At 74.0% G+C, this 22,698-nt stretch carries 22 protein-coding genes and 2 pseudogenes; 10 read left to right on the top strand and 14 right to left on the bottom strand.

Annotated elements, in window-relative coordinates; all coding sequences use genetic code 11:
• Positions 1-147 precede the first annotated feature (147 nt).
• Complete coding sequence (locus ATL31_RS10650) at positions 148-1,227, bottom strand: mannose-1-phosphate guanylyltransferase (RefSeq protein ID WP_101395749.1); 1,080 nt, start codon at positions 1,225-1,227, stop codon at positions 148-150.
• A gap of 88 nt (positions 1,228-1,315) precedes the next feature.
• Here ATL31_RS10650 and ATL31_RS10655 point away from each other — a divergent pair, with 88 nt between their 5' ends.
• Positions 1,316-2,485, top strand: a complete 1,170-nt coding sequence (locus ATL31_RS10655) for a glycosyltransferase family 4 protein (RefSeq protein ID WP_211284012.1) — start codon at positions 1,316-1,318, stop codon at positions 2,483-2,485.
• A 17-nt stretch (positions 2,486-2,502) separates the two neighbouring features.
• Here ATL31_RS10655 and ATL31_RS10660 read toward each other — a convergent pair whose 3' ends face one another.
• Both ATL31_RS10660 and trpS read right to left on the bottom strand, forming a co-directional pair.
• On the bottom strand, positions 2,503-3,027 hold the full coding sequence (locus ATL31_RS10660) for a 2'-5' RNA ligase family protein (RefSeq protein ID WP_101395751.1): 525 nt from the start codon (positions 3,025-3,027) through the stop codon (positions 2,503-2,505).
• A 9-nt stretch (positions 3,028-3,036) separates the two neighbouring features.
• Positions 3,037-4,062, bottom strand: coding sequence for a tryptophan--tRNA ligase (gene trpS, locus ATL31_RS10665; protein WP_211284013.1), 1,026 nt, complete (start codon positions 4,060-4,062; stop codon positions 3,037-3,039).
• 42 nt (positions 4,063-4,104) lie between these two features.
• Between trpS and galK the strand changes: the two genes are divergently transcribed.
• Complete coding sequence (gene galK / locus ATL31_RS10670; RefSeq protein WP_101395753.1) at positions 4,105-5,271, top strand: galactokinase; 1,167 nt, start codon at positions 4,105-4,107, stop codon at positions 5,269-5,271.
• Between the two features lie 144 nt (positions 5,272-5,415).
• On the opposite strand, the pseudogene ATL31_RS17185 reads toward galK, so the two are convergent.
• A pseudogene (locus tag ATL31_RS17185) lies at positions 5,416-5,784 on the bottom strand (DUF6924 domain-containing protein).
• Between the two features lie 261 nt (positions 5,785-6,045).
• On the opposite strand from ATL31_RS17185, the gene ATL31_RS17105 reads away from it, so the two are divergent.
• Positions 6,046-7,533: an HNH endonuclease signature motif containing protein gene (locus tag ATL31_RS17105; protein ID WP_158239838.1), complete on the top strand. Its 1,488-nt coding sequence runs from the start codon at positions 6,046-6,048 to the stop codon at positions 7,531-7,533.
• A 24-nt stretch (positions 7,534-7,557) separates the two neighbouring features.
• On the opposite strand, the gene ATL31_RS10685 is transcribed toward ATL31_RS17105, so the two are convergent.
• From ATL31_RS10685 to cysD, 7 genes are all read right to left on the bottom strand, one after another.
• Complete coding sequence (locus ATL31_RS10685; protein ID WP_101395755.1) at positions 7,558-7,890, bottom strand: hypothetical protein; 333 nt, start codon at positions 7,888-7,890, stop codon at positions 7,558-7,560.
• A 43-nt stretch (positions 7,891-7,933) separates the two neighbouring features.
• Complete coding sequence (locus ATL31_RS16900; RefSeq protein WP_245862273.1) at positions 7,934-8,092, bottom strand: hypothetical protein; 159 nt, start codon at positions 8,090-8,092, stop codon at positions 7,934-7,936.
• Positions 8,089-8,265 carry a hypothetical protein gene (locus ATL31_RS16905; RefSeq protein ID WP_245862275.1) on the bottom strand — a complete coding sequence of 59 codons (177 nt, stop codon included), beginning with the start codon at positions 8,263-8,265 and terminating at the stop codon, positions 8,089-8,091. The genes ATL31_RS16900 and ATL31_RS16905 overlap by 4 nt, the downstream gene beginning before the upstream one ends.
• A 190-nt stretch (positions 8,266-8,455) precedes the next feature.
• A complete protein-coding gene (locus ATL31_RS10695; RefSeq protein WP_101395756.1) occupies positions 8,456-9,022 on the bottom strand; it encodes an excalibur calcium-binding domain-containing protein in 567 nt (188 codons plus the stop codon).
• Positions 9,023-9,099: 77 nt separating this feature from the next.
• On the bottom strand, positions 9,100-9,909 hold the full coding sequence (locus ATL31_RS10700; protein WP_101395757.1) for an exodeoxyribonuclease III: 810 nt from the start codon (positions 9,907-9,909) through the stop codon (positions 9,100-9,102).
• Positions 9,910-9,913: 4 nt separating this feature from the next.
• Complete coding sequence (locus ATL31_RS10705) at positions 9,914-11,155, bottom strand: sulfate adenylyltransferase subunit 1 (RefSeq protein ID WP_101395758.1); 1,242 nt, start codon at positions 11,153-11,155, stop codon at positions 9,914-9,916.
• Complete coding sequence (gene cysD, locus ATL31_RS10710; RefSeq protein ID WP_425440328.1) at positions 11,155-12,075, bottom strand: sulfate adenylyltransferase subunit CysD; 921 nt, start codon at positions 12,073-12,075, stop codon at positions 11,155-11,157. Before cysD ends, ATL31_RS10705 begins: the two co-directional genes overlap by 1 nt.
• A 98-nt stretch (positions 12,076-12,173) precedes the next feature.
• Here cysD and cysC point away from each other — a divergent pair, with 98 nt between their 5' ends.
• The 6 genes from cysC (at position 12,174) to ATL31_RS10740 (ending at position 19,574) form a co-directional block, all read left to right on the top strand.
• Positions 12,174-13,394: an adenylyl-sulfate kinase gene (gene cysC / locus ATL31_RS10715; RefSeq protein WP_101395759.1), complete on the top strand. Its 1,221-nt coding sequence runs from the start codon at positions 12,174-12,176 to the stop codon at positions 13,392-13,394.
• Positions 13,387-14,343: a sulfite exporter TauE/SafE family protein gene (locus ATL31_RS10720; protein ID WP_101395760.1), complete on the top strand. Its 957-nt coding sequence runs from the start codon at positions 13,387-13,389 to the stop codon at positions 14,341-14,343. The genes cysC and ATL31_RS10720 overlap by 8 nt, the downstream gene beginning before the upstream one ends.
• A complete protein-coding gene (locus ATL31_RS10725) occupies positions 14,340-15,113 on the top strand; it encodes a 3'(2'),5'-bisphosphate nucleotidase CysQ (RefSeq protein ID WP_101395761.1) in 774 nt (257 codons plus the stop codon). Before ATL31_RS10720 ends, ATL31_RS10725 begins: the two co-directional genes overlap by 4 nt.
• A 104-nt stretch (positions 15,114-15,217) precedes the next feature.
• On the top strand, positions 15,218-17,431 hold the full coding sequence (locus ATL31_RS10730) for an NADP-dependent isocitrate dehydrogenase (protein WP_101395762.1): 2,214 nt from the start codon (positions 15,218-15,220) through the stop codon (positions 17,429-17,431).
• Positions 17,432-17,599: 168 nt separating this feature from the next.
• A complete protein-coding gene (aqpZ, locus tag ATL31_RS10735) occupies positions 17,600-18,421 on the top strand; it encodes an aquaporin Z (protein ID WP_101395763.1) in 822 nt (273 codons plus the stop codon).
• A 163-nt stretch (positions 18,422-18,584) separates the two neighbouring features.
• Entirely contained in the window at positions 18,585-19,574 is a 990-nt protein-coding gene (locus tag ATL31_RS10740; RefSeq protein WP_101395764.1) for a malate dehydrogenase, read from the top strand.
• A gap of 125 nt (positions 19,575-19,699) precedes the next feature.
• Here the strand turns inward: ATL31_RS10740 and ATL31_RS10745 are convergent, their stop codons facing one another.
• From ATL31_RS10745 to ATL31_RS10755, 3 genes and pseudogenes are all read right to left on the bottom strand, one after another.
• The gene (locus tag ATL31_RS10745; RefSeq protein WP_101395765.1) at positions 19,700-20,632 is read right to left on the bottom strand and encodes a type IV toxin-antitoxin system AbiEi family antitoxin domain-containing protein; all 933 of its coding nucleotides are present in this window, start codon (positions 20,630-20,632) and stop codon (positions 19,700-19,702) included.
• A gap of 258 nt (positions 20,633-20,890) precedes the next feature.
• Positions 20,891-21,151, bottom strand: a pseudogene (locus ATL31_RS10750) (ionic transporter y4hA); the annotation flags it as partial.
• 32 nt (positions 21,152-21,183) lie between these two features.
• Positions 21,184-22,044 carry a bifunctional methylenetetrahydrofolate dehydrogenase/methenyltetrahydrofolate cyclohydrolase gene (locus ATL31_RS10755; RefSeq protein WP_101395766.1) on the bottom strand — a complete coding sequence of 287 codons (861 nt, stop codon included), beginning with the start codon at positions 22,042-22,044 and terminating at the stop codon, positions 21,184-21,186.
• A 292-nt stretch (positions 22,045-22,336) separates the two neighbouring features.
• Here ATL31_RS10755 and ATL31_RS10760 point away from each other — a divergent pair, with 292 nt between their 5' ends.
• A complete protein-coding gene (locus tag ATL31_RS10760) occupies positions 22,337-22,687 on the top strand; it encodes a hypothetical protein (RefSeq protein WP_101395767.1) in 351 nt (116 codons plus the stop codon).
• The last annotated feature ends 11 nt before the right edge of the window (positions 22,688-22,698 follow it).

Genomic DNA, 22,698 nt, shown 5'->3' on the forward strand with positions numbered 1-22,698 from the left:
GTCCCGGCCCGGGGCGCCCGCGCGCCCGCGCGCCCCCGCACCCCGTCGAGTGGAGGCGACACGCAGGTGTCCGGGGCGTGACGTCGGCGTGTCACCCCCACTCGACGCGGCCCGGAGGGCGGAGCCCCCGGGAAGGCCCCGGGCCCCTCAGGTGAGGTCGGAGCGGCCGGAGGCCTTGAGGGCGTCGACGACCTGCTTGACGTCCTGCGCCCGCGCCCGCGTGGTGACCAGCACGGCATCCGGGGTGTCGACGACCACCACGTCGTCGAGCCCCACGACCGCCACCCGGCGACCCCCGGCCGCGACGACGAGGCCCTCGGCATCCACGGCGGTCACGTCGGCGGGGTCGCCGACCACGGTCATCGGCCCCTCGGCCGCCGGCAGCAGCGTCGAGAGGCTGGCGAAGTCGCCCACGTCGTCCCAGCCGAAGGGCGCCGGCACCACCACCACGCGCCCCGCCGCCGCAGCGGGCTCGGCGACGGCGTGGTCGATGGCGATCTTCTCGAGCCCGGGCCAGATGTCGTCCAAGCGCTCGGGGTCGGCGGCGATGGCGCGCACGCCGGCCGCCAGCTCGGGATGCCACTGCGCCAGGAGGTCGAGCAGGGCCCCGGCGCGGACCACGAACATCCCGGCGTTCCAGAGGTACTCGCGGGACGCGAGGTAGGCGGTGGCGCGCTCGACGTCCGGCTTCTCGACGAACTCGCGGGCGCGCCGCGCGGTGGGGAAGCCGGTCAGCGCGTCACCGGCGCGGATGTAGCCGAAGCCGGTCGCCGGATGCGTGGGCTCGACGCCGAGGGTGACGAGGTGGCCGTCGCGCGCGACCTCGACGGCCTCGCGCACGGCGGTGCGGAAGGTCTCGGCGTCCGGGATGACGTGGTCGGCGGCGAAGGACCCGATGACGGCGCCGGGGTCGGCGCGCTCGACGACCGCGGCGGCCAGCCCGATGGCGGCCATCGAGTCGCGGGGGGCGGGCTCGGCCAGGACGCGGTCGGCGCCGAGCTGCGGCAGCTGCTCCGCCACGGCCTCGGCGTGGGAGGCGCCCGTGACGACGACGACCCGGTCGCCGGTGAGCGGCGTCAGGCGGTCGACGGTGCCCTGCAGCAGGGTGCGCCCGCTGCCGGTGAGGTCGAGGAGGAACTTGGGCCGGGCGGCGCGGCTCAGCGGCCACAGCCGGGTACCCGCTCCCCCGGCCGGCACGACCCCCCAGAACCCGTCGACCTCCGGCATGGCTGCGAGGGTAGCCGGTCACCCGGGCTTCATCCGACACCCATCCGCCCGTCGTGCTCCGGTCGCCCGGCCCGGCCAGCCTCGGAGCGTGCGCATCGCCGTCGTCACCGAGTCCTTCCTGCCGACGCTCAACGGCGTCACCACCAGCGCCTGCCGGGTGGTCGAGTGCCTGGCCGCCGACGGTCACGACGTCGTCGTGGTCTGCCCGGGGCCGGCGCCCGCCGAGCACGCCGGCGTGCCGGTGGTCGCCGTCCCCTCGGTGTCGGTGCGGGCCTTCCCGCTCGGCGTCCCGACCCGGGCGGTGCGCGACGTCCTCACCGACTTCGCCCCCGATGTGGTGCACGTCGCCTCCCCCTTCGTGCTGGGGGCCCGGGCGCTGTCGCTGGCCGACCAGCTCGGCATCCCGGCGGTCGCGGTGTACCAGACCGACATGCCGAGCTACCTCGCGCAGCACGGCCCCGGCGCCGTCGGGGCCGGAGCAGCGGGCGCGGCCTGGCGCTGGATCCGCCGCGTGCACGGGCTCGCCACGCTGACCCTGGCGCCGTCGACCCCGACCCTGGCCGAGCTGGCCGCCCACGGGGTGCGCGACACGGCACGGTGGGGCCGGGGCGTCGACACCACGCTCTACCACCCGTCCCGGCGGCTCGGGGTGGGTGCGCTGCGGGCCGGCCTGGCCCCCGACGGCGAGGTCCTGGTGGGGTACGTCGGCCGGCTCGCCCCCGAGAAGGAGCTGTGGCGCCTCGAGGACGTGGCCCGCATCCCGCGGACGCGCCTGGTCGTCGTGGGCGACGGACCCGCCCGGGTGCGCACGGGCATGCGGCTGGCCGAGGCGGTGGCCTCGATGCCGGGCCGGCCCAACCGGCCCCCGGTACTGCTGGGGCAGCGCAGCGGCGAGGCGCTGGCCGACGCCTACGCCGCGCTCGACGTGTTCGTCCACCCCGGGACCCGCGAGACCTTCGGGCAGACCCTCCAGGAGGCCGCGGCCGGCGGGCTGCCGGTGGTCGCACCGGCTCGCGGCGGGCCGCTCGACCTCGTGCAGCACGACCGGACCGGGCTGCTCTTCGACCCCGACGTCCCGGGCGACCTCGCCGACCGGGTACGCGCCCTGGTCGCCGACCCCGAGCGGCGGGCGCTGCTGGGGATGGCGGGGCGCGTCGCGGTCGAGGGGCGCACCTGGCCGGGGGTGGTCGACGAGCTGGTCGACCACTACCGGGCGGCGATGGCGATGCACGCCGAGCGGCCGGTGCGGGCGGCCTGACGCCCCCGCGGCGGCCCTCAGCCCGCGGGCGTCCCCTCGAGGTCGAACGAGCGCAGGACGCGCCAGACCCCGTCGGGGTCGTGCTGGTAGAGCTCGACGCTGGTGACCGGGAACTCGCAGCGGAAGTCGGCCATCCCCTCGAAGGCGCGGTCGAGCTCGGGCTCTCCGAGGTGGTGCGCGATCGTCACATGGGGGTGGTACGGGAACTCGAGCACCCGCTCGACCGGCCCCGACCGCACGGCCTGCTCGAGCTGCTCGCAGGGGGCGATGCCGCTCGAGACCTGCACGAAGACCACCGGCGACACCGGCCGGAAGGTGCCGGTGCCGGCGAGCACCATCTCGAAGGGCGCGACCTCGGCGCACACCCGCTGCAGGTGGGCCGCGAACGGCTCGAGGTCGTCGGGGTCCACCGGCGTGGGCGGCAGCAGCGTGACGTGCGGCGGGATCGCCGAGGCCATCGGGTCGCCGAACTCCTCACGGGCCGACTGCAGCTGCTCCCCCCAGGGCTGAGGGACGGTGACGGCGACTCCGTGGAGCGGCATGGGTCCCCCTCAGCGGGCGGCCGGCAGCAGGCCGACGGCGTCGCGGACCCGGGACATCGTCGCCGCCGCGACCTCGGCGGCCCGCTCGGCGCCCCGGGCGAGGATGCGGTCGAGCTCGGCGGGGTCGTCGAGCAGCTCGGCCATCCGGGTCCGGAACGGCGTGACGGCGTCGACGACGACCTCGGCGACCGCCTTCTTGAGGTCGCCGTAGCCGCGACCCGCGAACTCGGCCTCGACCTGGGCGATCGGGGTGCCGGACAGGACGGAGTGGATGACCAGCAGGTTCGAGACGCCGGCCTTGGCCTCGGGGTCGTAGCGGACCTCGGCGTCAGTGTCGGTGACGGCCGAGCGGATCTTCTTGGCGATGCGGCCCGGCTCGTCGCTCAGCAGGACCAGGCCCTTGTCGGACGAGATGGACCCGCTCATCTTCGACGTGGGGTCCTGCAGGTCCATGATCCTGGCCGACTCCTTGAGGATGTACGGCTCGGGCACGGTCAGCACCTCGCCGAAGCGGGCGTTCATCCGCTCCGCCAGGTCGCGGGTGATCTCGAGGTGCTGGCGCTGGTCCTCGCCCACCGGCACGAAGGCGGCGTCGTAGAGGAGGATGTCGGCGGCCATGAGCACCGGGTAGGTGAAGAGGCCGACGTTGGCGTTGTGACCCTTGCTGGTCTTGTCCTTGTACTGCGTCATCCGGTTCATCTCGCCCATGGCCGTCTGGCACGCCAGGACCCAGGCGAGCTCGGCGTGCTCCTGCACGTGGCTCTGGCAGAAGACGGCCGAGACCTCGGGGTCGACCCCGCCGGCGATGAACTGGGCCGCGGTGACGCGGGTGCGGCGGCGCAGGACCTCGGGGTCGGTGGGCACGGTCAGCGCGTGCAGATCGGCCACGAAGTAGTAGGCGTCGAACTCGGCCTGGAGGCCCACCCAGTTGACCAGCGCCCCGAGGTAGTTGCCGAGGTGGAGCGAGTCGCTCGTCGGCTGCATCCCGGACAGGATGCGAGGGCGTACGCCATCGGGGGTGGGGTGAGCGGGCATGGCCTCCATTGTGCCCTGCCCGACGTCCCTAGACTCACCGGCATGACGAGCCCCGAGCAGACCCACCGCGACGTCTTCGGCGGGCCCCCGGACGGCGTCTGGTCGGCGCCCGGGCGGGTCAACCTCATCGGCGAGCACACCGACTACAACGCGGGGCTGGTCCTGCCGATCGCCCTGCGGCAGCGCACGACCGCCGCCTGCACGGCCCGCGACGACGACCTGCTGCGGATGCACTCGGCCCAGGGCGACGGGGGTCCCGAGGTGGTCGAGGTGCGCATCGGGGACGTGGTGGCGGGGTCCCCCAAGGGCTGGACGGCGTACGTGGCGGGCGTCCTCTGGGCCCTGCGCGAGGACGGGTTCGCGGTGCGCGGGATGGACGTCAGCGTCGACAGCGAGGTGCCGGTGGGCGCGGGCCTGTCGAGCTCGGCGGCGCTGGAGTGCGCGGTCGGGGCCGCGGCCAGCGACCTGTTCGGGCTCGGTCTGCTGGCGGACGCCGAGGGGCGGGCTCGGCTGGCGGCCGCGTGCGTGCGGGCCGAGAACGAGGTGGCCGGGGCGGCGACGGGCGGGATGGACCAGTCGGCCGCGCTGTTGTGCGGGGAGGGCGCGGCCCTGCTGCTCGACTGCCGCGACGGCGCGACCGAGCAGGTGCCCTTCGACCTCGCGGCGGTCGACCACGTCCTGCTGGTCACCGACACCCGTGCCACGCACGCCCTCAACGACGGCCAGTACGAGAGCCGGCGGCGGGCGTGCGAGGCGGCGGCGGCGGCGCTGGGCGTCGCGTCGCTGCGCGAGGTGCCGGTCGAGGGGCTGGATGCCGCGCTGGCCCGGCTGGGCGACGACGAGCAGCGCCGGCGGACCCGTCACGTGGTCACCGAGATCGCCCGGGTGCGCGAGACGGTGGCGGCGCTGCGGGCCGGCGACCTCGGCGAGGTGGGGCGGCTCTTCCTCGCCTCGCACGCCTCGCTGCGCGACGACTACGAGGTCAGCTGCGCCGAGCTCGACGTGTCGGTGGATGCGGCGGTGGGGGCGGGCGCCCTGGGCGCGCGGATGACCGGCGGCGGGTTCGGCGGGTCGTCCATCGCCCTGCTGCCGGCGGGCTCGGTGGAGGTGGCGCGCGACGCCATCGCGGCGGCCTTCGCCGCGCGGGGGTGGCGCGAGCCGCGGTCGTTCGCGGTCACGGCCGGGCCGCCCGCCGCGCGCGACGCCTGAGGTCGGGGCGGCCGGGCCGGCGCGCAGGTGGCCGACCGGTCTCCCGGCCGGCGGCGGGTCAGGCGCTCGGCTCGGCACGGTGGGTCAGGCGGTCGGGATCCCGCGGAAGACGCCGTCGCCGCCGGTGGCGTCCGCGAACTCCTCCTAGCCCATGTTGGCCAGGTTGAGGTTGTTGTCGACCGACCACAGCTCCGCCGCCACGCAGCGGAACGGCGGACGGGCGTCGTCACCGAGGTCGACGACGAGGACCGGGTGGTCCGGGCCGACGGCCTGCTCGTCCGCGACGAAGAGCACCGCCGCGTCGGAGCCGCCGTCGCGCACGGCCTCGCGCAGGTCCTGTCAGGAGGCGTCGGCCTGGTCGGGGTCGTCGACCACCGTGACGTAGGCGCGGAACCCGTCGGCGTTCTCCTCGGCCACGGCGTCGCGGAGGGCGGCCCATCCGTCGTCGTCGCGGAACGCGGTCCGCACGAGGAGCGAGTCGTCGGTGGTCGGGAGCGTCGCCATGCGCGTCATCCCACCACGCGGGGCTTGCCCTCCGGGGGTCCGATGCGGTCCTGGTTCGGCGTCCGCCCTCGGCCGTGATGCGTCCTGGGGGCCCTCGACGCGGGTGGCCGGCAGCGTCCGGCGAGCTCCGCCATGGCGGTGCCGACGCCGTCGACCCGGGATGGGACGTGCGGGCCCTCTGTGGCGAATGCGCCTCTGGTGATGCGGAACTCGTCTCAGCCAACCGGTGGATGTCCTGGACTGTCGGACGTCTGTTCGATACTATGGAGCATGACCAGGGGGACGGTGGGGATCGCGGAGCGACGCTCCGCGATCGCCGCTGCCCGCGCCGCGATCGGCAGTCTGGGTGAGGTGCTGGCGACCGCGTCCGCGGAGGACCTCGCGGCCCTGATGGGTGAGCTCGACGCCGTCGTGGCGTCCGCGTCGGCCGCACGGGTCGAGGTGGTCGTGGAGGCGACCCGACGGGGTGAGTGCACCGGCTCGGGAGTGCACGCGTGGGTGCGCGAGCACGCGCCGTCGCTGCGTCAGGGCGGGGCCGCCGCGGTCGCCCGGGTCGCGCAGGAGGTCACCGCGCGCGACACCGGCCTCGAACGCCGTGACCCCGACGCGGCCTCCCCGGTCGGCATCGTCTGGTCCGCGGTGCGTGCGGGCACCCTCGAGGCCGGCACGGGGTGCGCGGTCCTCCGCGAGGCCGCCCGCCTCGAACCCCTGCTGCGGCCCGACGCGGTGTCGACCGTGGTCGAGGGCTTGGTCGACCTGGCCGCCGCGTGGGGCCCGGCGATGATGCGCCGCCTGCGGCCGCGGCTGGTCGCCGAGCACGGCCACCACGGCGCGTTCGACCAGCTCCACGACACGCTGGCCGCGGCTGCGAGGCTGTCCTCGCCGCGCATCGAGTCCGGGGACCTGACCGAGTACCAGCTGTGGATGACCCCCGCACAGGCCGCCACCCTCGAAGCCGCCATCGGCCCCCTCTCCGCACCCCAACCGAACGACGAGACCGGGGAACGGGACCTGCGCCCCGCCGGGCAACGCCGCGTCGAAGCCCTCACCACTATCTGTAGCGATGCCAGCGCCCAGGCCGCCGACCAGGCCGGGGACCCCTCCACCCACGGGGCAGTCCTGCACGTCAGCATCGACCTCACCGACCTCGAGCACCGCACCGGCGCCGCCGAGGTCCTCGGCTCGACCGCCGACGGCACCCTGCTCCCACCCGAGACCCTGCGCCGCCTCGCCTGCGACGCCGCCCTGGTCCCCTACGTCCTCGGCACCCACGGCGAGACCCTCGACGTCGGCCGGGTCGCCCGCCTCTTCACCCGCCCCCAACGCCGCCTCCTGCGCCGCCGCGACCGCGGCTGCACCTACCCCGGCTGCACCACACCCCCGGACTGGGCCCGCGCCCACCACATCCGCCACTGGGCCGACGACGGCCCCACCGACACGACCAACGCCGCCCTCCTCTGCCCACGCCACCACACCCACGTCCACCACAAGCGCTTCTGGGCCCACGTCCGAGACACCCCCGACCACCACGGCCGCTACGTCACCTGGGACCTCACCCCCGGCTCCTACGACCACCACCTCGCCCTCCTCCGCGCGGCGCAACCACCCACCCGCCCCGCCACCCAGCTCCTGCATGCCCTCATCGGCCCCCTCGCACCCGAACCCGACACCCCGGAGTGGTCCACCCACGACGATCCCTGGTGGGACGACCCGATGCCCGAGCGAACCTGCCACGACGACGCAAAGCCGGCCGCCTGACCCCCCGCTCATGCCGATGTGCGGTCACTCGACGATGTTGTCCACATTGACGTAGTAGACCCGCTCCAGCCCGTTGGCGATCTCCTCCGCGGAGGAGTACCGCCGCGGGTCGTTGAGGAGTGGCTCGGCCTCTTCGATGTCGGCGTCTCTCGTGTCTGGGTCGTCCCAACGACCGACCCGGATTCTGATCTCGCCCGTCCGCGCCAGTGCGACAAGCGATGCTGCGAGGACGTCTACGCCGGGGCTCCCGGCGGCGATCAAGCCATCAGTCCGGCATGCGTCTGCGATCTCCCACAGGGGGATGTCATCCTCCAGGCCGAGTTCGAGGATCTCCCGCCGAAGTGCGTCGTCATTCACGCCCAGAGGATGGCATAGCAGCGCACGCTCATGCCGCTGGGCGTCAGTGGTACTCGGCAACGACCTCGATGCGCCCCACGATGTTCTGGTTGAGCTCGCCCAGGTCCTCGGCCGGGATCCAGTACTCGAGGATCGTCCGCCCGCCGGCCTGGTGGACCTCGAAGCGGTCGAGGAACGTCTTCGCTACCTCGAACCTGGTCACGTAACCGACTCCATGGCCTTCACGTTCCAATCGCGAGCGATCTTCACGGCGTAGTCCTCGTTCAGCACGGGGTAGAAGATCGGCTGGCCGGGGAGCCGCGGCGGCCACGAGGACCACCCTGATGCCTCGACGAGGGCCAGCTCGTGAGGCCCCGTCGAACGCCAGAGTGTCACGGTCTGCACTCGACGATTGTGGCACTGACTCGACTGCGTTCGCAGGCGGGTTTCGCAGAGGTCCGAGCCATCGGCCCAGCCTGGCGGGGAGGGCGGTGGGCGCCCCGCGGACCGCTCATGGCACGGTGACTCGTCTCGCGAGCGCCTGCCATCCTCGGCACCGGCCAGGGCCAGCGCGGGCTCGTAGCGGTCAGCTCTCGCAGCCGACCCCGTCGCCGTCGCGGTCGAGCTTGGACGAGTAGCCGGGGTCCCCGCGCAGGACCGGGGCGGCACCCGCCGCACGGGCCTCGGAGCAGTTCGCGTAGTACACGTCGGCAGCCTCAGCCTCCTGGGCAGCAGCCGCAGCTGCAGCGAGGGCTCTCGCCTGAGCAGCGGCCTTGGCCCTGGCCTTGGCAGCAGCGACTGCCTTGGCCTTGGCCGCCGCGGCGGCCTTCGCCGTGGCGGCGGCGACCGCCTTGGCCTTCGCCGCAGCAGCGGCCTTCGCCTTCGCCGCTGCCTCCGCCTTGGCCTTCGCGGCCGCGTCGGCCTGGGCCTTCGCCGCGGCAGCCGCAGCAGCGGCCTGGGCCTTGGCCGTAGCCTCCGCCTTCGCGGCGGCCGCGGCGTCGGGGGTGCTCGCCGCCGCGACCAGCGGGCGGGCCGCACCCGACGCCAGCTCGACCTCGTCGCTCCCGCCACAGCCCGACAGGAGCGTGGCGACCAGGACGGCCGTCCCGAACGCGGAGATGGTCTTCGTGCGCATGCTTCCCCCAGGTGTCATGCGGCGGAGGCTACGACGCCGGCGGCCCGCGCCACCGGCGTTCCGGGAAACAACGGGCCGACCGGACGGGGACGGCGTCAGACCGCGTACTCGACCAGCACCGGCGCGTGGTCGCTCCACCGCTCGGCGTAGGTCAGCGCCCGCCCCACCGTGGCCGACGTCGCCGCCGCGGCCAGCGGCGCGGTCGCCAGCTGGTAGTCGATCCGCCAGCCCGCGTCGTTGTCGAATGCCTGCCCCCGCCACGACCACCACGTGTACGGCCCCGGCCCCGGCCCGTGCAGCCGGCGGTGCACGTCGACCAGCCCGTGCTCGGCGCCCCACCGGTCGAGGTGCTCCTGCTCGGCCGGCAGGAACCCGGACTTGCCCCGGTTGCCCTTCCAGTTCTTCAGGTCGTCCTGGGTGTGCGCGATGTTCAGGTCTCCCGTCAGCACCGCCAGCCGCCCCTCGGCCGACCACGCCTCGACCCGCGCCCCGAGCGCCGCCAGGAACCGCTGCTTCTCCTCCTGGCGCGGCGTCCCGGCCTCCCCCGTGTGCACGTACGCCGAGGCCACCGTCACCACCGCACCGCCCACCAGGACGTCGGCCTCCACCCAGCGGCCCTGACCGGCGAACTCCGCCCCGGCCGGCCCGCCCAGCTCGGTGCGGACCTCCTTCACCGGACGCCGCGACAGCACCGCCACGCCGGCGCGCCCCTTGGCGTCGCTCGGCGCGTGCACGACCTCCCACGACTCGAACACGGTGCCCGACAGGGCAGCCCGCAGCTGGTCATCGGACGCTCGCACCTCCTGCAGGGCCACGACGTCGGCACCGGACGCCGCCAGCCACGAGATGCCGCCTCGCCGCTCGGCGGCCCGGACCCCGTTGACGTTGGCGGAGACGAGCAGCACGCCCCTAGTTGATCATCCCGGCGCCGACGGTGTTGCCGCTGGCCTCGTCGATGAGGATGAACGAGCCGGTGGTGCGGTTCTGCTCGTAGGGGTCGACCAGCAGCTGCTGGGTGGTCCGCAGCGTCACGCGCCCGATCTCGTTGAGCCCCAGCTCGCGGGTCTCGGTGTCGCGGTGCAGCGAGTTGATGTCGAGCCGGTACTGGATGTCCTTCACGACCGCCCGGGCCGAGCGCGTGGTGTGCTTGATGGCCAGCTTCTGGCGCGGCCGCAGCGGCTCGCGCGTCATCCAGCAGATCATCGCGTCGATGTCCTGGGTGGGCTCGGGCGCGTTCTTGACCCGGCAGATCATGTCGCCGCGCGAGACGTCGAGGTCGTCCTCGAGCCGCACTACGACCGACATCGGCGGGAACGCCTCGGTGACCTCCCGGTCGAACAGGTCGATCCCGGCGATGCGGCTGGTGAGCCCGCTCGGCAGCACCATCACCTCGTCGCCCGGCTTCATGACCCCGCTCGCCACGCGCCCGGCGTAGCCCCGGTAGTCGTGGTACTCGTCGGACTTCGGCCGCACCACGTACTGCACCGGGAAGCGCACGTCACGCAGGTCGCGGTCGGACGCGATGTGCACGTTCTCGAGGTGGTGCATCAGCGAGGAGCCGTCGTACCAGGGCATGTTCTCGCTGCGCGTCACGACGTTGTCGCCCTGGAGCGCCGAGATCGGGATGACGGCGAGGTCGGGCACGTTGAGCCGCTGGGTGAAGGTGACGAACTCGGCGCGGATGCGCTCGAACACCTCCTGGTCGTAGCCGACGAGGTCCATCTTGTTCACAGCCAGCACCAGGTGCGGCACCCGCAGCAGCGACAGGATGACCGCATGCCGACGCGACTGCTCGGTGAGGCCCTGCCGGGCGTCGACCAGCACCAGCCCGAGGTCGGCCGTCGAGGCGCCGGTCACCATGTTGCGCGTGTACTGCACGTGCCCCGGGGTGTCGGCGATGATGAACTTCCTTCGCGGAGTGGCGAAGTAGCGGTACGCGACGTCGATCGTGATGCCCTGCTCGCGCTCGGAGCGCAGGCCGTCGGTGAGCAGAGCGAGGTCGGTGTAGTCGTAGCCCTTGGTCTTTGAGGTCGCCTCGACGGCCTCGAGCTGGTCCTCGAAGATCGCCTTGGAGTCCAGGAGCAGCCGCCCGATGAGGGTGGACTTCCCGTCGTCGACCGAGCCGGCCGTGGCGAAGCGCAGCAGGTCCATCAGAAGTAGCCCTCCTTCTTGCGGTCCTCCATGGCGGCCTCGGAGAACCGGTCGTCGCCGCGGGTCGCGCCGCGCTCGGTGACCCGGGCGACCGCGACCTCCTCGACGATCTCGTCGAGCGTCGCGGCCGTGCTCTCGACGCAGCCGGTGAGCGACAGGTCGCCGACGGTGCGGAAGCGCACGGTGCGCTCGGTGACGACCTCGCCGTCGCGGCACGGGTTGGCGGGGTGCTCGCTGAGCAGCATCCCGTCGCGCTCGAACACCCGCCGACGATGCGAGAAGTAGATCGAGGGGATCTCGACCTCCTCGCGGGCGATGTAGTGCCAGATGTCGAGCTCGGTCCAGTTCGACAGCGGGAAGATCCGCATGTGCTCGCCCTCGTGCAGCCGCCCGTTGTAGAGCGACCACAGCTCCGGGCGCTGGTTCTTGGGGTCCCACTGGCCGAAGTCGTCGCGGTGGGAGTAGACGCGCTCCTTGGCGCGCGCCTTCTCCTCGTCGCGCCGGCCCCCGCCGAACGCGGCCGTGAAGCCACCGGACTCGAGCGCCTCGAGCAGGGTCGCGATTTGCATCCGGTTGCGGCTGGTCCGGCCGTCGTCGACCACGATGCCGTCGGCGATCGCCTGGTCGACCGAGGCCACGACCAGGTTGGCGCCGAGCCGCTCGACCCACGCGTCACGGGTCGCGAGGACCTCGGGGAAGTCGAGACCGGTGTCGACCTGGAGCAGCGGGAACGGCAGCCGCGCCGGGTGGAATGCCTTCTCGGCCAGCCGGAGCATCACGATGGAGTCCTTGCCGCCCGAGAACATCAGGACGGGCCTCTCCAGCTCGGCCACGACCTCGCGGAAGATGTGGATCGACTCGGACTCCAGCTCGTCGAGCTGGGAGAGCCGGTAGTCGGCGGGGCTCTGCACGGGGGTCACCTCTCGTCCCTGACAACGGGCTCGACCCTACCGGCGGCTCGTCGTCCAGTTCTGCCGCGTCCGGAACACAGGACCTCCGGCGTTGGCACACTGGCCGGATGAGCCCCGCGACACCGGCCCTCCATCCCTCCCGGGAGGCCCTCGACGACCTCGAGGTGCTGCGGCGCGGGCTCTACGGGCCGGATGCCGGGATGCGCCCGCTCGCCGTGCCGGCCCCTATGGCCGCGGCGGCGCTCGAGGCGGGCGCTCTGGTCGTCGAGGACGCCGAGGGGGTGCCGGTCGCGCGGGTCGAGGACCTGCGGGCGGTCGAGCGGGACGGCACCGACGGGCTCGCCGGCGCGGGAGCCGCCCCGGAGGATGCCCACCCCGCGCCCGTCCTGGTCACGGGACGCCCGGTCTGGCTGTCCGAGCCGTCGTCGCGTCCCTTCCAGCACCTGCACCTGCGGGCCCCCGAGCCACTGGCGGCGGACCGGGTCGTCCTGGTCGAGGGCCTCGCCGACATCCCCTCCCCCGTGCCCGACGGCGCGCGCCTGCTCGTCCTGGCCTCGACCGCGCTGGACGGCCCGACCGCCGGCAACGACGTCGTCCGGGCCGCGAGCGCCGGCGCGCTGGCCGCCCCGGGGGCTCGGGTGGTCGTGGTCCCGTTGCCGCCCGACGCCCCCGACCGCCGGGCCGCCCTGCTCACGACCCTCGGCGTCGACCCGGCCCGGCAGCCCCGGCCCGACCGACGCGCCGCCGAGCAGACCCTCGCCATCGTCGAGGGGCACCGTCCCCGCGGGGTCGTGGTGCTGCTCACCGGCCTGTCGGGCTCGGGGAAGTCGACCGTGGCCCGGGCCGTGGCCACCCGCCTGGTCGAGGAGGGCACCCCGGTCACGCTGCTCGACGGCGACCTCGTGCGACGCCACCTCACGGCAGGGCTGGGCTTCTCGGCCGCCGACCGGCGCACCAACGTCCTGCGCCTCGGCTGGGTCGCCGCCGAGGTCGCGCACCACGGAGGCATCGCGATCTGCAGCCCCATCGCCCCCGAGGACGCCACCCGTGAGCAGGTGCGGGCGCTGGCCGACGGGCGCGGCGCCCGGTTCGTCCTGGTCCACGTCGCCACCCCGCTGGAGGAGTGCGAGCGCCGTGACCGCAAGGGCCTCTACGCAGCGGCCCGGCGCGGAGACATCCCCGACTTCACCGGCGTCTCGGCGCCCTACGACGTCCCCGACCACCCCGACCTGCGTCTCGACACCACCGGCCGCGACCTCGACGAGTGTGCCGACCAGGTGCTGGCCGCCCTCGTCGCGGCGCGCTCGGGGGAGGGCGACCGTGCTTGACGGTCTGCTCACCGGCGACGCGCTCTCCGTCCTGCTGGTCAGCCTCGCGGTGGGGGTGGTCGTCGGTCTCACCGGCATGGGCGGCGGCGCCCTGATGACCCCGGCGCTGATCTTCCTCGGCGTCCCCCCGACGGCAGCGGTGGCGAACGACCTCGTCGCGGCCGCGTTCAACAAGTCGGTCGGTGCCGCCGTGCACGCCCGCCGCGGCTCACCGGACCTGCGCCTCGCGGGGCTCCTCATCGCCGGGTCGGTGCCGTTCGCACTCGCCGGGGCGTTCCTGGTCGGCCGGCTGGGCAGCGGCGAGGAGGCCCAGAGCCTCCTGCGCCTGCTGATCGGCGCGACCCTGCTGCTGACGGCCGCCACCTACACGCTGCGGGTGTACGGCTCCGTGTTCCACCGGTGGGGCACCGGCGACGGCCCCCAGCGCCCGGTCCGCGTCGTCCCCACCGTGCTGGTCGGTGCGGTCGGCGGTCTCCTGGTGGGCGTCACCAGCGTGGGTTCGGGCTCGATCATCATGGTCACGCTGCTGCTCCTGCACCCGGGGATGTCGGCCAAGCGCCTCGTCGGCACCGATCTGGTGCAGGCCGTGCCGCTGGTCGTCGCCGCCGCCATCGGGCACGTCGTCGTCAGCGGGGTCGACTGGGCGGTCCTCATCCCCCTAGTGGTCGGCGGGGCCCCCGGGACCTTCGTCGGCGCCCGGATCTCGGCGTGGGTGCCGTCGCAGGCCGTGCGCCGCGGCATCGTCATCGTCCTGACCCTCACCGGGCTCAGCCTCCTGCGCCTTCCCCCCACGGCCGTGGGGGCCACGGGCGCCGCGCTGCTGGTCCTGGGCCCGCTCGGCTGGGCGCTGCTGCGTCGGATGCACGGGATGCCGGCCTTCTCGGGCGGCTCCGGCCCGCACGACGACCCCGACGTGCCCGTGGCCGCGGCCGCGGCGGAGGACCGATGACCGACTCGCCCCTCGACCAGCAGCACGTCCCGACCGACCACGACGTCGCCGCGGAGGTCGCGACCGGCGCCGGCCTCGTGCTGCTCGGGCTGCGCGCCGACCGCAGTGACCTCGACGGCAGCGCCCTCAAGGACGCCGGCGACCGCGCCGCCCAGGACCACATCGCCCGGATGCTGGCCCGCCGGCGCCCGCACGACGCGGTGCTCAGCGAGGAGGGCGCCGAGGACCCGCGTCGGCGCTCGGCCGCGCGCGTCTGGATCGTCGACCCCCTCGACGGCACCCGCGAGTTCTCGGAGCGCCCGCGCGACGACTGGGCCGTGCACGTGGCGCTCTGGGAGTCCGGCCGGCTCGTCGCCGGCGCCGTGGCGCTACCGGCGCGCGACCTGACGTACCGGATGGACCGCCCGGCCGCCCTGCCCGCGCGCCCCGACGGCCCGGTGCGCCTGGCCGTGAGCCGCAGCCGCCCGCCCTCCTTCGTCGTCGAGATCGCCCGGCGCCTCGGGGCGGTCACGGTACCGATGGGCTCGGCCGGGGTGAAGGCGATGGCCGTGCTCGACGGCACCGTCGACGCCTACGTGCACGCCGGCGGCCAGTACGAGTGGGACTCGGCCGCCCCGGTGGCGGTCGCGACCGGCCACGGGCTGGCCCCAACCCGTGTCGACGGGTCGCCGCTGGAGTACAACCGCGACGACCCCTGGCTGCCCGACCTCGTGGTGGCCCGGCCCGAGGTGCTCGGCGTCGTCCGCGAGGCCCTCGACCGCCTGCTCTGAGCCCATCCGACGGCCGCTGGGCTGTCGCCGGGGGGCCCGTCTCCGGTAGGATTTGTCTTGACGTCAAGATATCCGCGAACCGACCGAGGAGCGCCGCGCACCCCATGGCAACGATCATCTACACCCTCACCGACGAGGCCCCGATGCTGGCCACGTACTCCTTCCTCCCGGTCGTGCAGGCCTTCGCCTCCTCCGCCGGGGTCGACGTCGAGACCCGTGACATCTCGCTCGGTGGGCGCATCCTGGCCCTGTTCCCCGAGCACCTCACCGAGGAGCAGCGGGTCAGCGACGACCTGGCCGAGCTCGGCCAGCTCGCCACCACACCCGAGGCCAACATCATCAAGCTGCCAAACATCTCGGCCTCGATGCCGCAGCTGAAGGCCGCGGTCAAGGAGCTCCAGGGCCAGGGCTACGCGCTCCCCGACTACCCCGACGACCCGCAGACCGACGAGGAGCGCGACATCCGCGCCCGCTACGACAAGGTCAAGGGCAGCGCCGTCAACCCCGTGCTGCGCGAGGGCAACTCCGACCGCCGCGCCCCCGCCGCCGTGAAGAACTACGCCCGCCGCCACCCCCACTCGATGGGCGCCTGGTCCCCCGACAGCCGCACCTCGGTCGCCACGATGGGCCGCGACGACTTCCGCAGCAACGAGCAGTCGGTCGTCATCGACGGCGCCGACACCCTCGCCATCCGGCACGTCGCCGCCGACGGCACCGAGACGGTGCTCAAGGACGGGCTGGCCGTGCTCGACGGCGAGGTCGTCGACGCCACCGTGCTGCGCGTCGCGGCGCTGCAGTCGTTCCTGCGCGACCAGATCGCCCGCGCCAAGGCCGACGACGTCCTCTTCTCGGTGCACCTCAAGGCCACGATGATGAAGGTCAGCGACCCGATCATCTTCGGCCACGTGGTGCGCGCGTTCCTGCCCGAGGTGTTCGAGCGCTACGGCGACGACCTCGCGGCGGCGGGCCTCTCGGCCAACAACGGCCTGGGCGGCATCCTCGACGGGCTGGCGGCGCTGCCGAACGGCGACGAGATCCGGGCCGCGATCGAGCAGGGCATCGCGGACGGGCCGAAGCTCGCGATGGTCGACTCCGACAAGGGCATCACCAACCTGCACGTGCCGAGCGACGTCATCGTCGACGCCTCGATGCCGGCGATGATCCGCACCTCGGGGCACATGTGGGGCCCCGACGGGCAGGAGCACGACACCCTGGCCGTCATCCCCGACAGCTCCTACGCCGGGGTCTACCAGGCCGTCATCGACGACTGCCGCGCGCACGGCGCCTACGACCCGACCACGATGGGCTCGGTGCCCAACGTCGGCCTGATGGCCCAGAAGGCCGAGGAGTACGGCAGCCACGACAAGACCTTCGAGATGGCCGCCGCCGGCCGGGTCGAGGTCGTCGACTCCTCGGGTGCCGTGCTGATGAGCCACGACGTCGAGGCCGGCGACATCTGGCGCGCCTGCCAGACCAAGGACGCCGCCGTCCGCGACTGGGTCAAGCTGGCCGTCACGCGCGCCCGCGCCTCGCAGACCCCGGCCGTGTTCTGGCTCGACGAGTCCCGCGCGCACGACCGCAACCTCGTCGCCAAGGTGCAGGCCTACCTGGCCGAGCACGACACCGAGGGGCTCGACATCCGCATCCTGTCGCCGGTCGAGGCGGCCCAGCTGTCCGTCGAGCGCATCCGCCGCGGCGAGGACACCATCTCGGTCACCGGCAACGTGCTGCGCGACTACAACACCGACCTCTTCCCGATCCTCGAGCTCGGCACCTCGGCCAAGATGCTCTCGGTCGTGCCGCTGATGAACGGCGGCGGGCTGTTCGAGACCGGGGCCGGCGGGTCGGCGCCCAAGCACGTGCAGCAGCTGGTCCGCGAGGACTACCTGCGCTGGGACAGCCTCGGCGAGTTCCTCGCGCTGGCGGAGTCGTTCCGGCACGAGGCCGTCGGCGGCAACAAGCGGGCCGAGCTGCTCGGCAACGCGCTCGACCGCGCCACCGAGACCCTGCTCAACGAGAACAAGTCGCCCGCGCGCAAGGTCGGCCAGATCGACAACCGCGGCAGCCACTTCTGGCTCGCGCGCTTCTGGGCCCAGGAGCTCGCCGCGCAGACCGAGGACGAGGCGCTGGCCGCGATCTTCGCGCCGGTCGCCGAGCGGCTGGTCGCCGACACCGACACCATCGAGGCCGAGCTGCTGGCCGTGCAGGGGAAGCCGGCCGACATCGGCGGCTACTTCCGGCCCGACGGCACCAAGGCCGCCGCGGTGATGCGCCCGTCGGCCACCTTCAACGCGGTGCTCGAGGACCTCACCCGCTGAGCATCCGCCGCTGCCCGACGGGGCCACGGACGCACCGACGAGGTGCGCCGTGGCCCCGTCCGCATCCACGGCTCCGCCGCGTCGTGGCGGAGGCATGACGCGTTCGCCGTCCCCGGTCCCGCGTGGCCGCTGTACCTCGGGGGCTCCGGAGCACCAGACTGACCGCCCATGAGAACCCCTTCGATGCCCCAGCGGCTCGCGGCCGAGTTCCTCGGCACCTTCTGGCTCGTCTTCGCGGGCTGCGGGTCGGCGGTCCTCGCCGCCGGCTTCCTCGCGCCCAACGTGCTCTCGGGCGGCAGCCTGCACCTCGGCATCGGATTCCTCGGGGTGGCGCTCGCCTTCGGCCTGTCGGTCGTGACGATGGCCTACGCCGTGGGGCACGTGTCGGGGGCCCACTTCAACCCGGCCGTCACCATCGGCGTGGCCGTGGCGCGGCGCTTCGAGTGGCGCGACGTGCCGGGCTACGTGGTCTCGCAGGTGGCCGGCGGCCTGTTCGCCGGCTTCGCCCTGTGGGCCATCGCCCGCGGCAGGCCCGGCTTCGACGCCACCGGCCACCTCGCGGCCAACGGGTTCGGCGAGCACTCCCCCGGCGGCTACTCGCTGGTCGCCGTCCTCTGCACCGAGATCCTCCTGACCGCGATGTTCGTGTACGTCATCCTCGGGGTCACCGACTCGCGCGCGCCCGAGGGCTTCGCGCCGCTGGCCATCGGCCTGACGCTGACGCTCATCCACCTGGTCTCCATCCCGATCTCGAACACCTCGGTCAACCCCGCCCGCTCCACCGGGGTGGCGTTCTTCAACGGCGACGGCGCCCCGGGGCAGCTGTGGCTCTTCTGGCTGGCCCCCATCGCCGGGGCCGCCATCGCCGGGGCGACCTTCCACCTCATCACCGGCGTCGACCGGCGCGACCGCGACATCACCGGTGCGATCGCCCCGGAGGACGTCGCCGTCGCCGAGGGCGTCGACCCCGACGCCCCGCGCCGGCCGTAGGGCCGAGCGGCCCGGTCGTCCGGGTCGGCGACCGGAGCCGGTCCTCCCGGCGGTCGCCCACGGGGCCCGTGGGCGAGGCCGGCCGGCTCCGAGGCGGGCGCCGGGCGGTGGCGCTGATAGCGTCGAGACGACAACCGACCCGCACGTCCGAAGGGGTACTCCCGTGAGCAGCACGCCCGTCAAGGTCGCCGTCACCGGCGCCGCCGGCCAGATCGGCTACAGCCTCCTGTTCCGTATCGCGAGCGGTGCGCTGCTCGGGCCCGACACCCCCGTCGAGCTGCGCCTGCTCGAGATCACCCCGGCCCTGAAGGCGCTCGAGGGCGTCGTCATGGAGCTCGACGACTGTGCCTTCCCGACGCTCGCGGGCGTCGAGATCGGGGACGACGCGACGAAGGTCTTCGACGGCGTCAACCACGCCCTCCTCGTGGGCGCCCGCCCCCGCGGCCCGGGGATGGAGCGCGGCGACCTGCTCGAGGCCAACGGCGGCATCTTCGCGCCCCAGGGCAAGGCCCTCAACGAGGTCGCGGCCAACGACATCCGCGTCACCGTCACGGGCAACCCGGCCAACACCAACGCGCTCATCGCGATGAGCAACGCCCCCGACATCCCCACCGAGCGCTTCTCGGCGCTGACCCGCCTCGACCACAACCGCGCCATCAGCCAGCTCGCGGCCAAGCTCGGCGTGCCGGTCACCGAGGTGAAGCGGATGACGATCTGGGGCAACCACTCGGCGACCCAGTACCCCGACCTGTTCCACGCCGTGGTCGGTGGCCGCAACGCCGCCGAGGCCGTGGGTGACCAGGAGTGGCTCGCGAACACCTTCATCCCCACCGTCGCCAAGCGCGGCGCCGCCATCATCGAGGCCCGCGGCGCGTCGTCGGCGGCCTCGGCCGCGTCGGCCACCATCGACCACGCCCGCACCTGGGTCGAGGGCACGCCCGAGGGCGACTGGGTCTCGATGTCGGTGCGCTCCGACGGCTCGTACGGCGTGCAGGAGGGCCTGATCTCCTCCTTCCCGGTCACTGTCAAGGACGGCCGCTGGGAGATCGTCCAGGGCCTCGAGATCGACGAGTTCTCGCGCGGGAAGATCGACGCGTCGGTGGCCGAGCTCGCCGAGGAGCGCGAGGCCGTCAAGGGCCTCGGCCTCATCTGACCCACCCCAGGTTTCTCGCCTGATCCCGCAAACCCCGGGGTCGCACCACAAGGTTTTCGGTGCGACCCCGGGGTTTGTTGCAGGATGCCGCCGGCCCGCCCTCAGCGACCGCGCACGGCCCAACCTCAGCGACCGCGCACGGCCCGCCACACGGCGGCGGCGACGGCGCCGGGCCGCTCGAGGTCGGCCCAGGTGACGCGGACGACGACGTACCCCAGTCGCCGCAGACGGTCCTCGCGCTTCTTCTCCTCCCAGAGCACGGCCGGGTCACCGCTGGCGTACTTCACCCGCCCGTCGAACTCGACCAGGACCTTCGTGCCCCGGACCCGGAAGTCCGCCCGGGCCACGAACCGACCGGCGGTGTCGTGGATGACCACCTGGGCCTCGGCGTCGAGCCCGCCGAGCGCCATCGCGAGGGCCGTGCGCGACTCCCCCACCGACTCGCGTGCCCCGTCGAGGTGCTGCAGCATCGCGACGGCGCGAGACCCGTGCCGGTGACCGGACACGACCCCCACCGCTGCCCGGACCTCCGCCGTCGTGACCGCGGAGGTGTGCAGCGCCATGTCGGCGCTGACCACCCCCGGGGTGAGCCCGTGGTCGACCGCGTGCTGGGCCAGGGCATCGGCTACGGGGGTCGCCGGGCCCCAGGGCGTGTCCACCGCGGTCCCGCGCGCCGGTCGCACCCAGACGGCGGCCATCCCACCGGCTCGTCGCACCGGCCGGAAGAGCGTCGGCCGCGTCATCGGCGAACCCCAGACGGTGACGCCGTGGGCGGCGAGCGCGGTCTCACCGCCGAGCACGGCATCCGGATACAGAAGGAACGATCCCACGGCGAGCGCCCGGAGCCGGTCGAGCGGCTGGGAGCCGACGAGCGACGGGACGAGGTACAGGCCACGCCCGGGGTGGGCGAGGGCACCGCCGGCCACGAGCTCGAGCAGCGCGCCCTCGCTGTGCCCGGCCTCGAGCAGCTGGCGGGTCGTCAGGGCTCCTGCTTGGCCCCGCGCGAGGTCGAGAGTGGTGGGGTCGAGGGACGGTCGCGCCGTCGTGGTGGTCGTCATGGGTTCAGGGACCACACCGTGGAGGGCGACCGCCAGGGGGACCAGCCCGGCTGTGGACGGCCACGCGGCGTGATCGGCGCTGTGGACGACGCCCCGCGGCCTGGCCTCATCCGAGAAACCCCGGGGTCGTGCGGGAAGGTTTCCCGTGCGACCCCGGGGCTTGCGGCACCGGGCGAAAAACCTCGGGTCAGGGGGACATCGCGAGGAAGAGGAACGCCGCGAAGAGCGTCAGGTGCACGCTCGCCTGCAACCGCGTGGCGCGAGCGTGGCGGCCTCGGCGCCCCCGGAGAGCATCAGGGTGACGATCAGCGAGACCTCGATGACGGTGACGGCCACCGCGAGCACCAGCGAGCCGAACGGCTCCCCGACGCGGTGGGCGACGACCTCGGCGTGGTGCACCGCCGCCAGGACCGCCCCGGCAAGCAGGACCGCCACCACGACGACGACGACGAGGCCGATGTCGCGTCCCCAGGTGGCAGCCAGGGCCACGAGGGCGACGACGGGCACGGCCCGCCACATCAGCGTGGTGCGCGGGCCGGCGGCGCCGGCCATCAGGGCGCTCCGCGCTCGGCGGCCTCGACGACGTTGCTGAGCAGGAGGGCCCGGGTCATCGGGCCCACGCCCCCCGGGTTGGGCGACACGTACCCCGCGACGTCCCAGACGTCGTCGGCCACGTCGCCCGCGACGCGGCCCTTGCCCGAGCCGTCGTCGACCCGCGAGACGCCGACGTCGAGGACGGCCGCCCCGGGCTTGACCATGTCGCCGGTGATGATGCCGGGGACCCCGGCCGCGGCGACCACGATGTCGGCCTGACGCACCTCGCTGGCGAGGTCGCGGGTGCCGGTGTGGCAGAGGGTGACGGTGGCGTTCTCGGCGCGGCGGGTGAGGATGAGCCCCAGCGGCCGCCCCACCGTGATGCCGCGCCCCACGACCACGACCTTCGCGCCGGCGACCGGCACGTCGTAGCGCCGCAGCAGCTCGACACAGCCGACCGGGGTGCACGGCAACGGGGCCGGGCGGCCGAGGACCAGCCAGCCGAGGTTGGTGGGGTGCAGGCCGTCGACGTCCTTGGCGGGGTCGACGGCCGAGAGGATGGCGAACTCGTCGAGGCCGGTCGGCTGCTGGACGATGAAGCCGGTGCAGGCGGGGTCGTCGTTGAGCTCGCGCACGACGGAGAGCACCTCGGCGAGGCCGGTCCCTGCGGGCAGGTCGCGGCGGATGCTCGTGATGCCGATCTCGGCGCAGTCCTTGTGCTTGGCGCCGACGTACCAGCGGCTGCCCGGGTCGTCGCCGACGAGCACCGTGCCGAGTCCCGGGACGACGCCCCGTTCGGCGAGAGCGGCCACGCGGACGCGCAGCTCGTCCTTGATCGCCTTGAGGATGGCCTGGCCGTCGAGTCTGGTCGCCGTCACCCCGCCATTCTTCCATCGGCCCGCGGGGAGCATCGACCAGTCCGCGGCCGCACGGGGAAGAACGCGGGGCCGGGGGCCCCCGGCCGGGGGCGCGGTGCCCTCTGAAAACACCGCGCCCCCGGCCTCGAACCGATGCCGTCGGGGTGTCCGACCCGACGGACGCACCGGCGACCGTCTGCTGGTTCGTCGCCGACCCCCCGGCCGGATGGGAACGCCGGCCCCGCGTGGGGGTCACCGGATCGTGACCCCCGTTCACCCCCCGCTCGACGCTGGAGTGACTAGCGTGACCCCTGTGGCGAAGTACGCGGTGAACCAGGCAGCGGTCGAGCACGTCCGGGCCCTCATCGACGCCCACCAGTACGTCCTCGACAGCGACTGGGGTCAGGTCCAGCCCGACGCCGAGGCCCAGAACGCCTACCTCGAGCGGCACTCCTGGGACGAGTACGCCGCCTGGCACCTGGGGCTCACCGAGGGCGCGACCGAGGGCACCAAGGCCCGCTACGCCTTCGCGGCCGGCGACCTGCGCCGCGTGCACCGCAGCGCGCTGATCGCCTGCGTGTACCGGGCCTCGGAGTGGCGCCACAAGGTCGTCGAGCTCGCGGCCCACGAGCTCCTCCAGCACCTCGACGCGACCAGCTCCTGACCCGCGGCCCG

The sequence above is a fragment of the Phycicoccus duodecadis genome, assembly GCF_002846495.1.
Taxonomy (GTDB): domain Bacteria; phylum Actinomycetota; class Actinomycetes; order Actinomycetales; family Dermatophilaceae; genus Phycicoccus; species Phycicoccus duodecadis.

Bases quoted from the DNA above. Each gene is read 5' to 3' on its own strand.
- aqpZ (WP_101395763.1), top strand. From the start codon at position 17,600: ATGAGAACCCCTTCGATGCCCCAGCGGCTCGCGGCCGAGTTCCTCGGC.
- ATL31_RS17105 (WP_158239838.1), top strand. From the start codon at position 6,046: ATGACCAGGGGGACGGTGGGGATCGCGGAGCGACGCTCCGCGATCGCC.
- ATL31_RS10730 (WP_101395762.1), top strand. From the start codon at position 15,218: ATGGCAACGATCATCTACACCCTCACCGACGAGGCCCCGATGCTGGCC.
- ATL31_RS10695 (WP_101395756.1), bottom strand. From the start codon at position 9,022: ATGACACCTGGGGGAAGCATGCGCACGAAGACCATCTCCGCGTTCGGG.
- ATL31_RS10745 (WP_101395765.1), bottom strand. From the start codon at position 20,632: ATGACGACCACCACGACGGCGCGACCGTCCCTCGACCCCACCACTCTC.
- galK (WP_101395753.1), top strand. From the start codon at position 4,105: ATGACGAGCCCCGAGCAGACCCACCGCGACGTCTTCGGCGGGCCCCCG.
- ATL31_RS10650 (WP_101395749.1), bottom strand. From the start codon at position 1,227: ATGCCGGAGGTCGACGGGTTCTGGGGGGTCGTGCCGGCCGGGGGAGCG.
- cysC (WP_101395759.1), top strand. From the start codon at position 12,174: ATGAGCCCCGCGACACCGGCCCTCCATCCCTCCCGGGAGGCCCTCGAC.
- trpS (WP_211284013.1), bottom strand. From the start codon at position 4,062: ATGCCCGCTCACCCCACCCCCGATGGCGTACGCCCTCGCATCCTGTCC.
- ATL31_RS10705 (WP_101395758.1), bottom strand. From the start codon at position 11,155: ATGGACCTGCTGCGCTTCGCCACGGCCGGCTCGGTCGACGACGGGAAG.
- ATL31_RS10660 (WP_101395751.1), bottom strand. From the start codon at position 3,027: ATGCCGCTCCACGGAGTCGCCGTCACCGTCCCTCAGCCCTGGGGGGAG.
- ATL31_RS10725 (WP_101395761.1), top strand. From the start codon at position 14,340: ATGACCGACTCGCCCCTCGACCAGCAGCACGTCCCGACCGACCACGAC.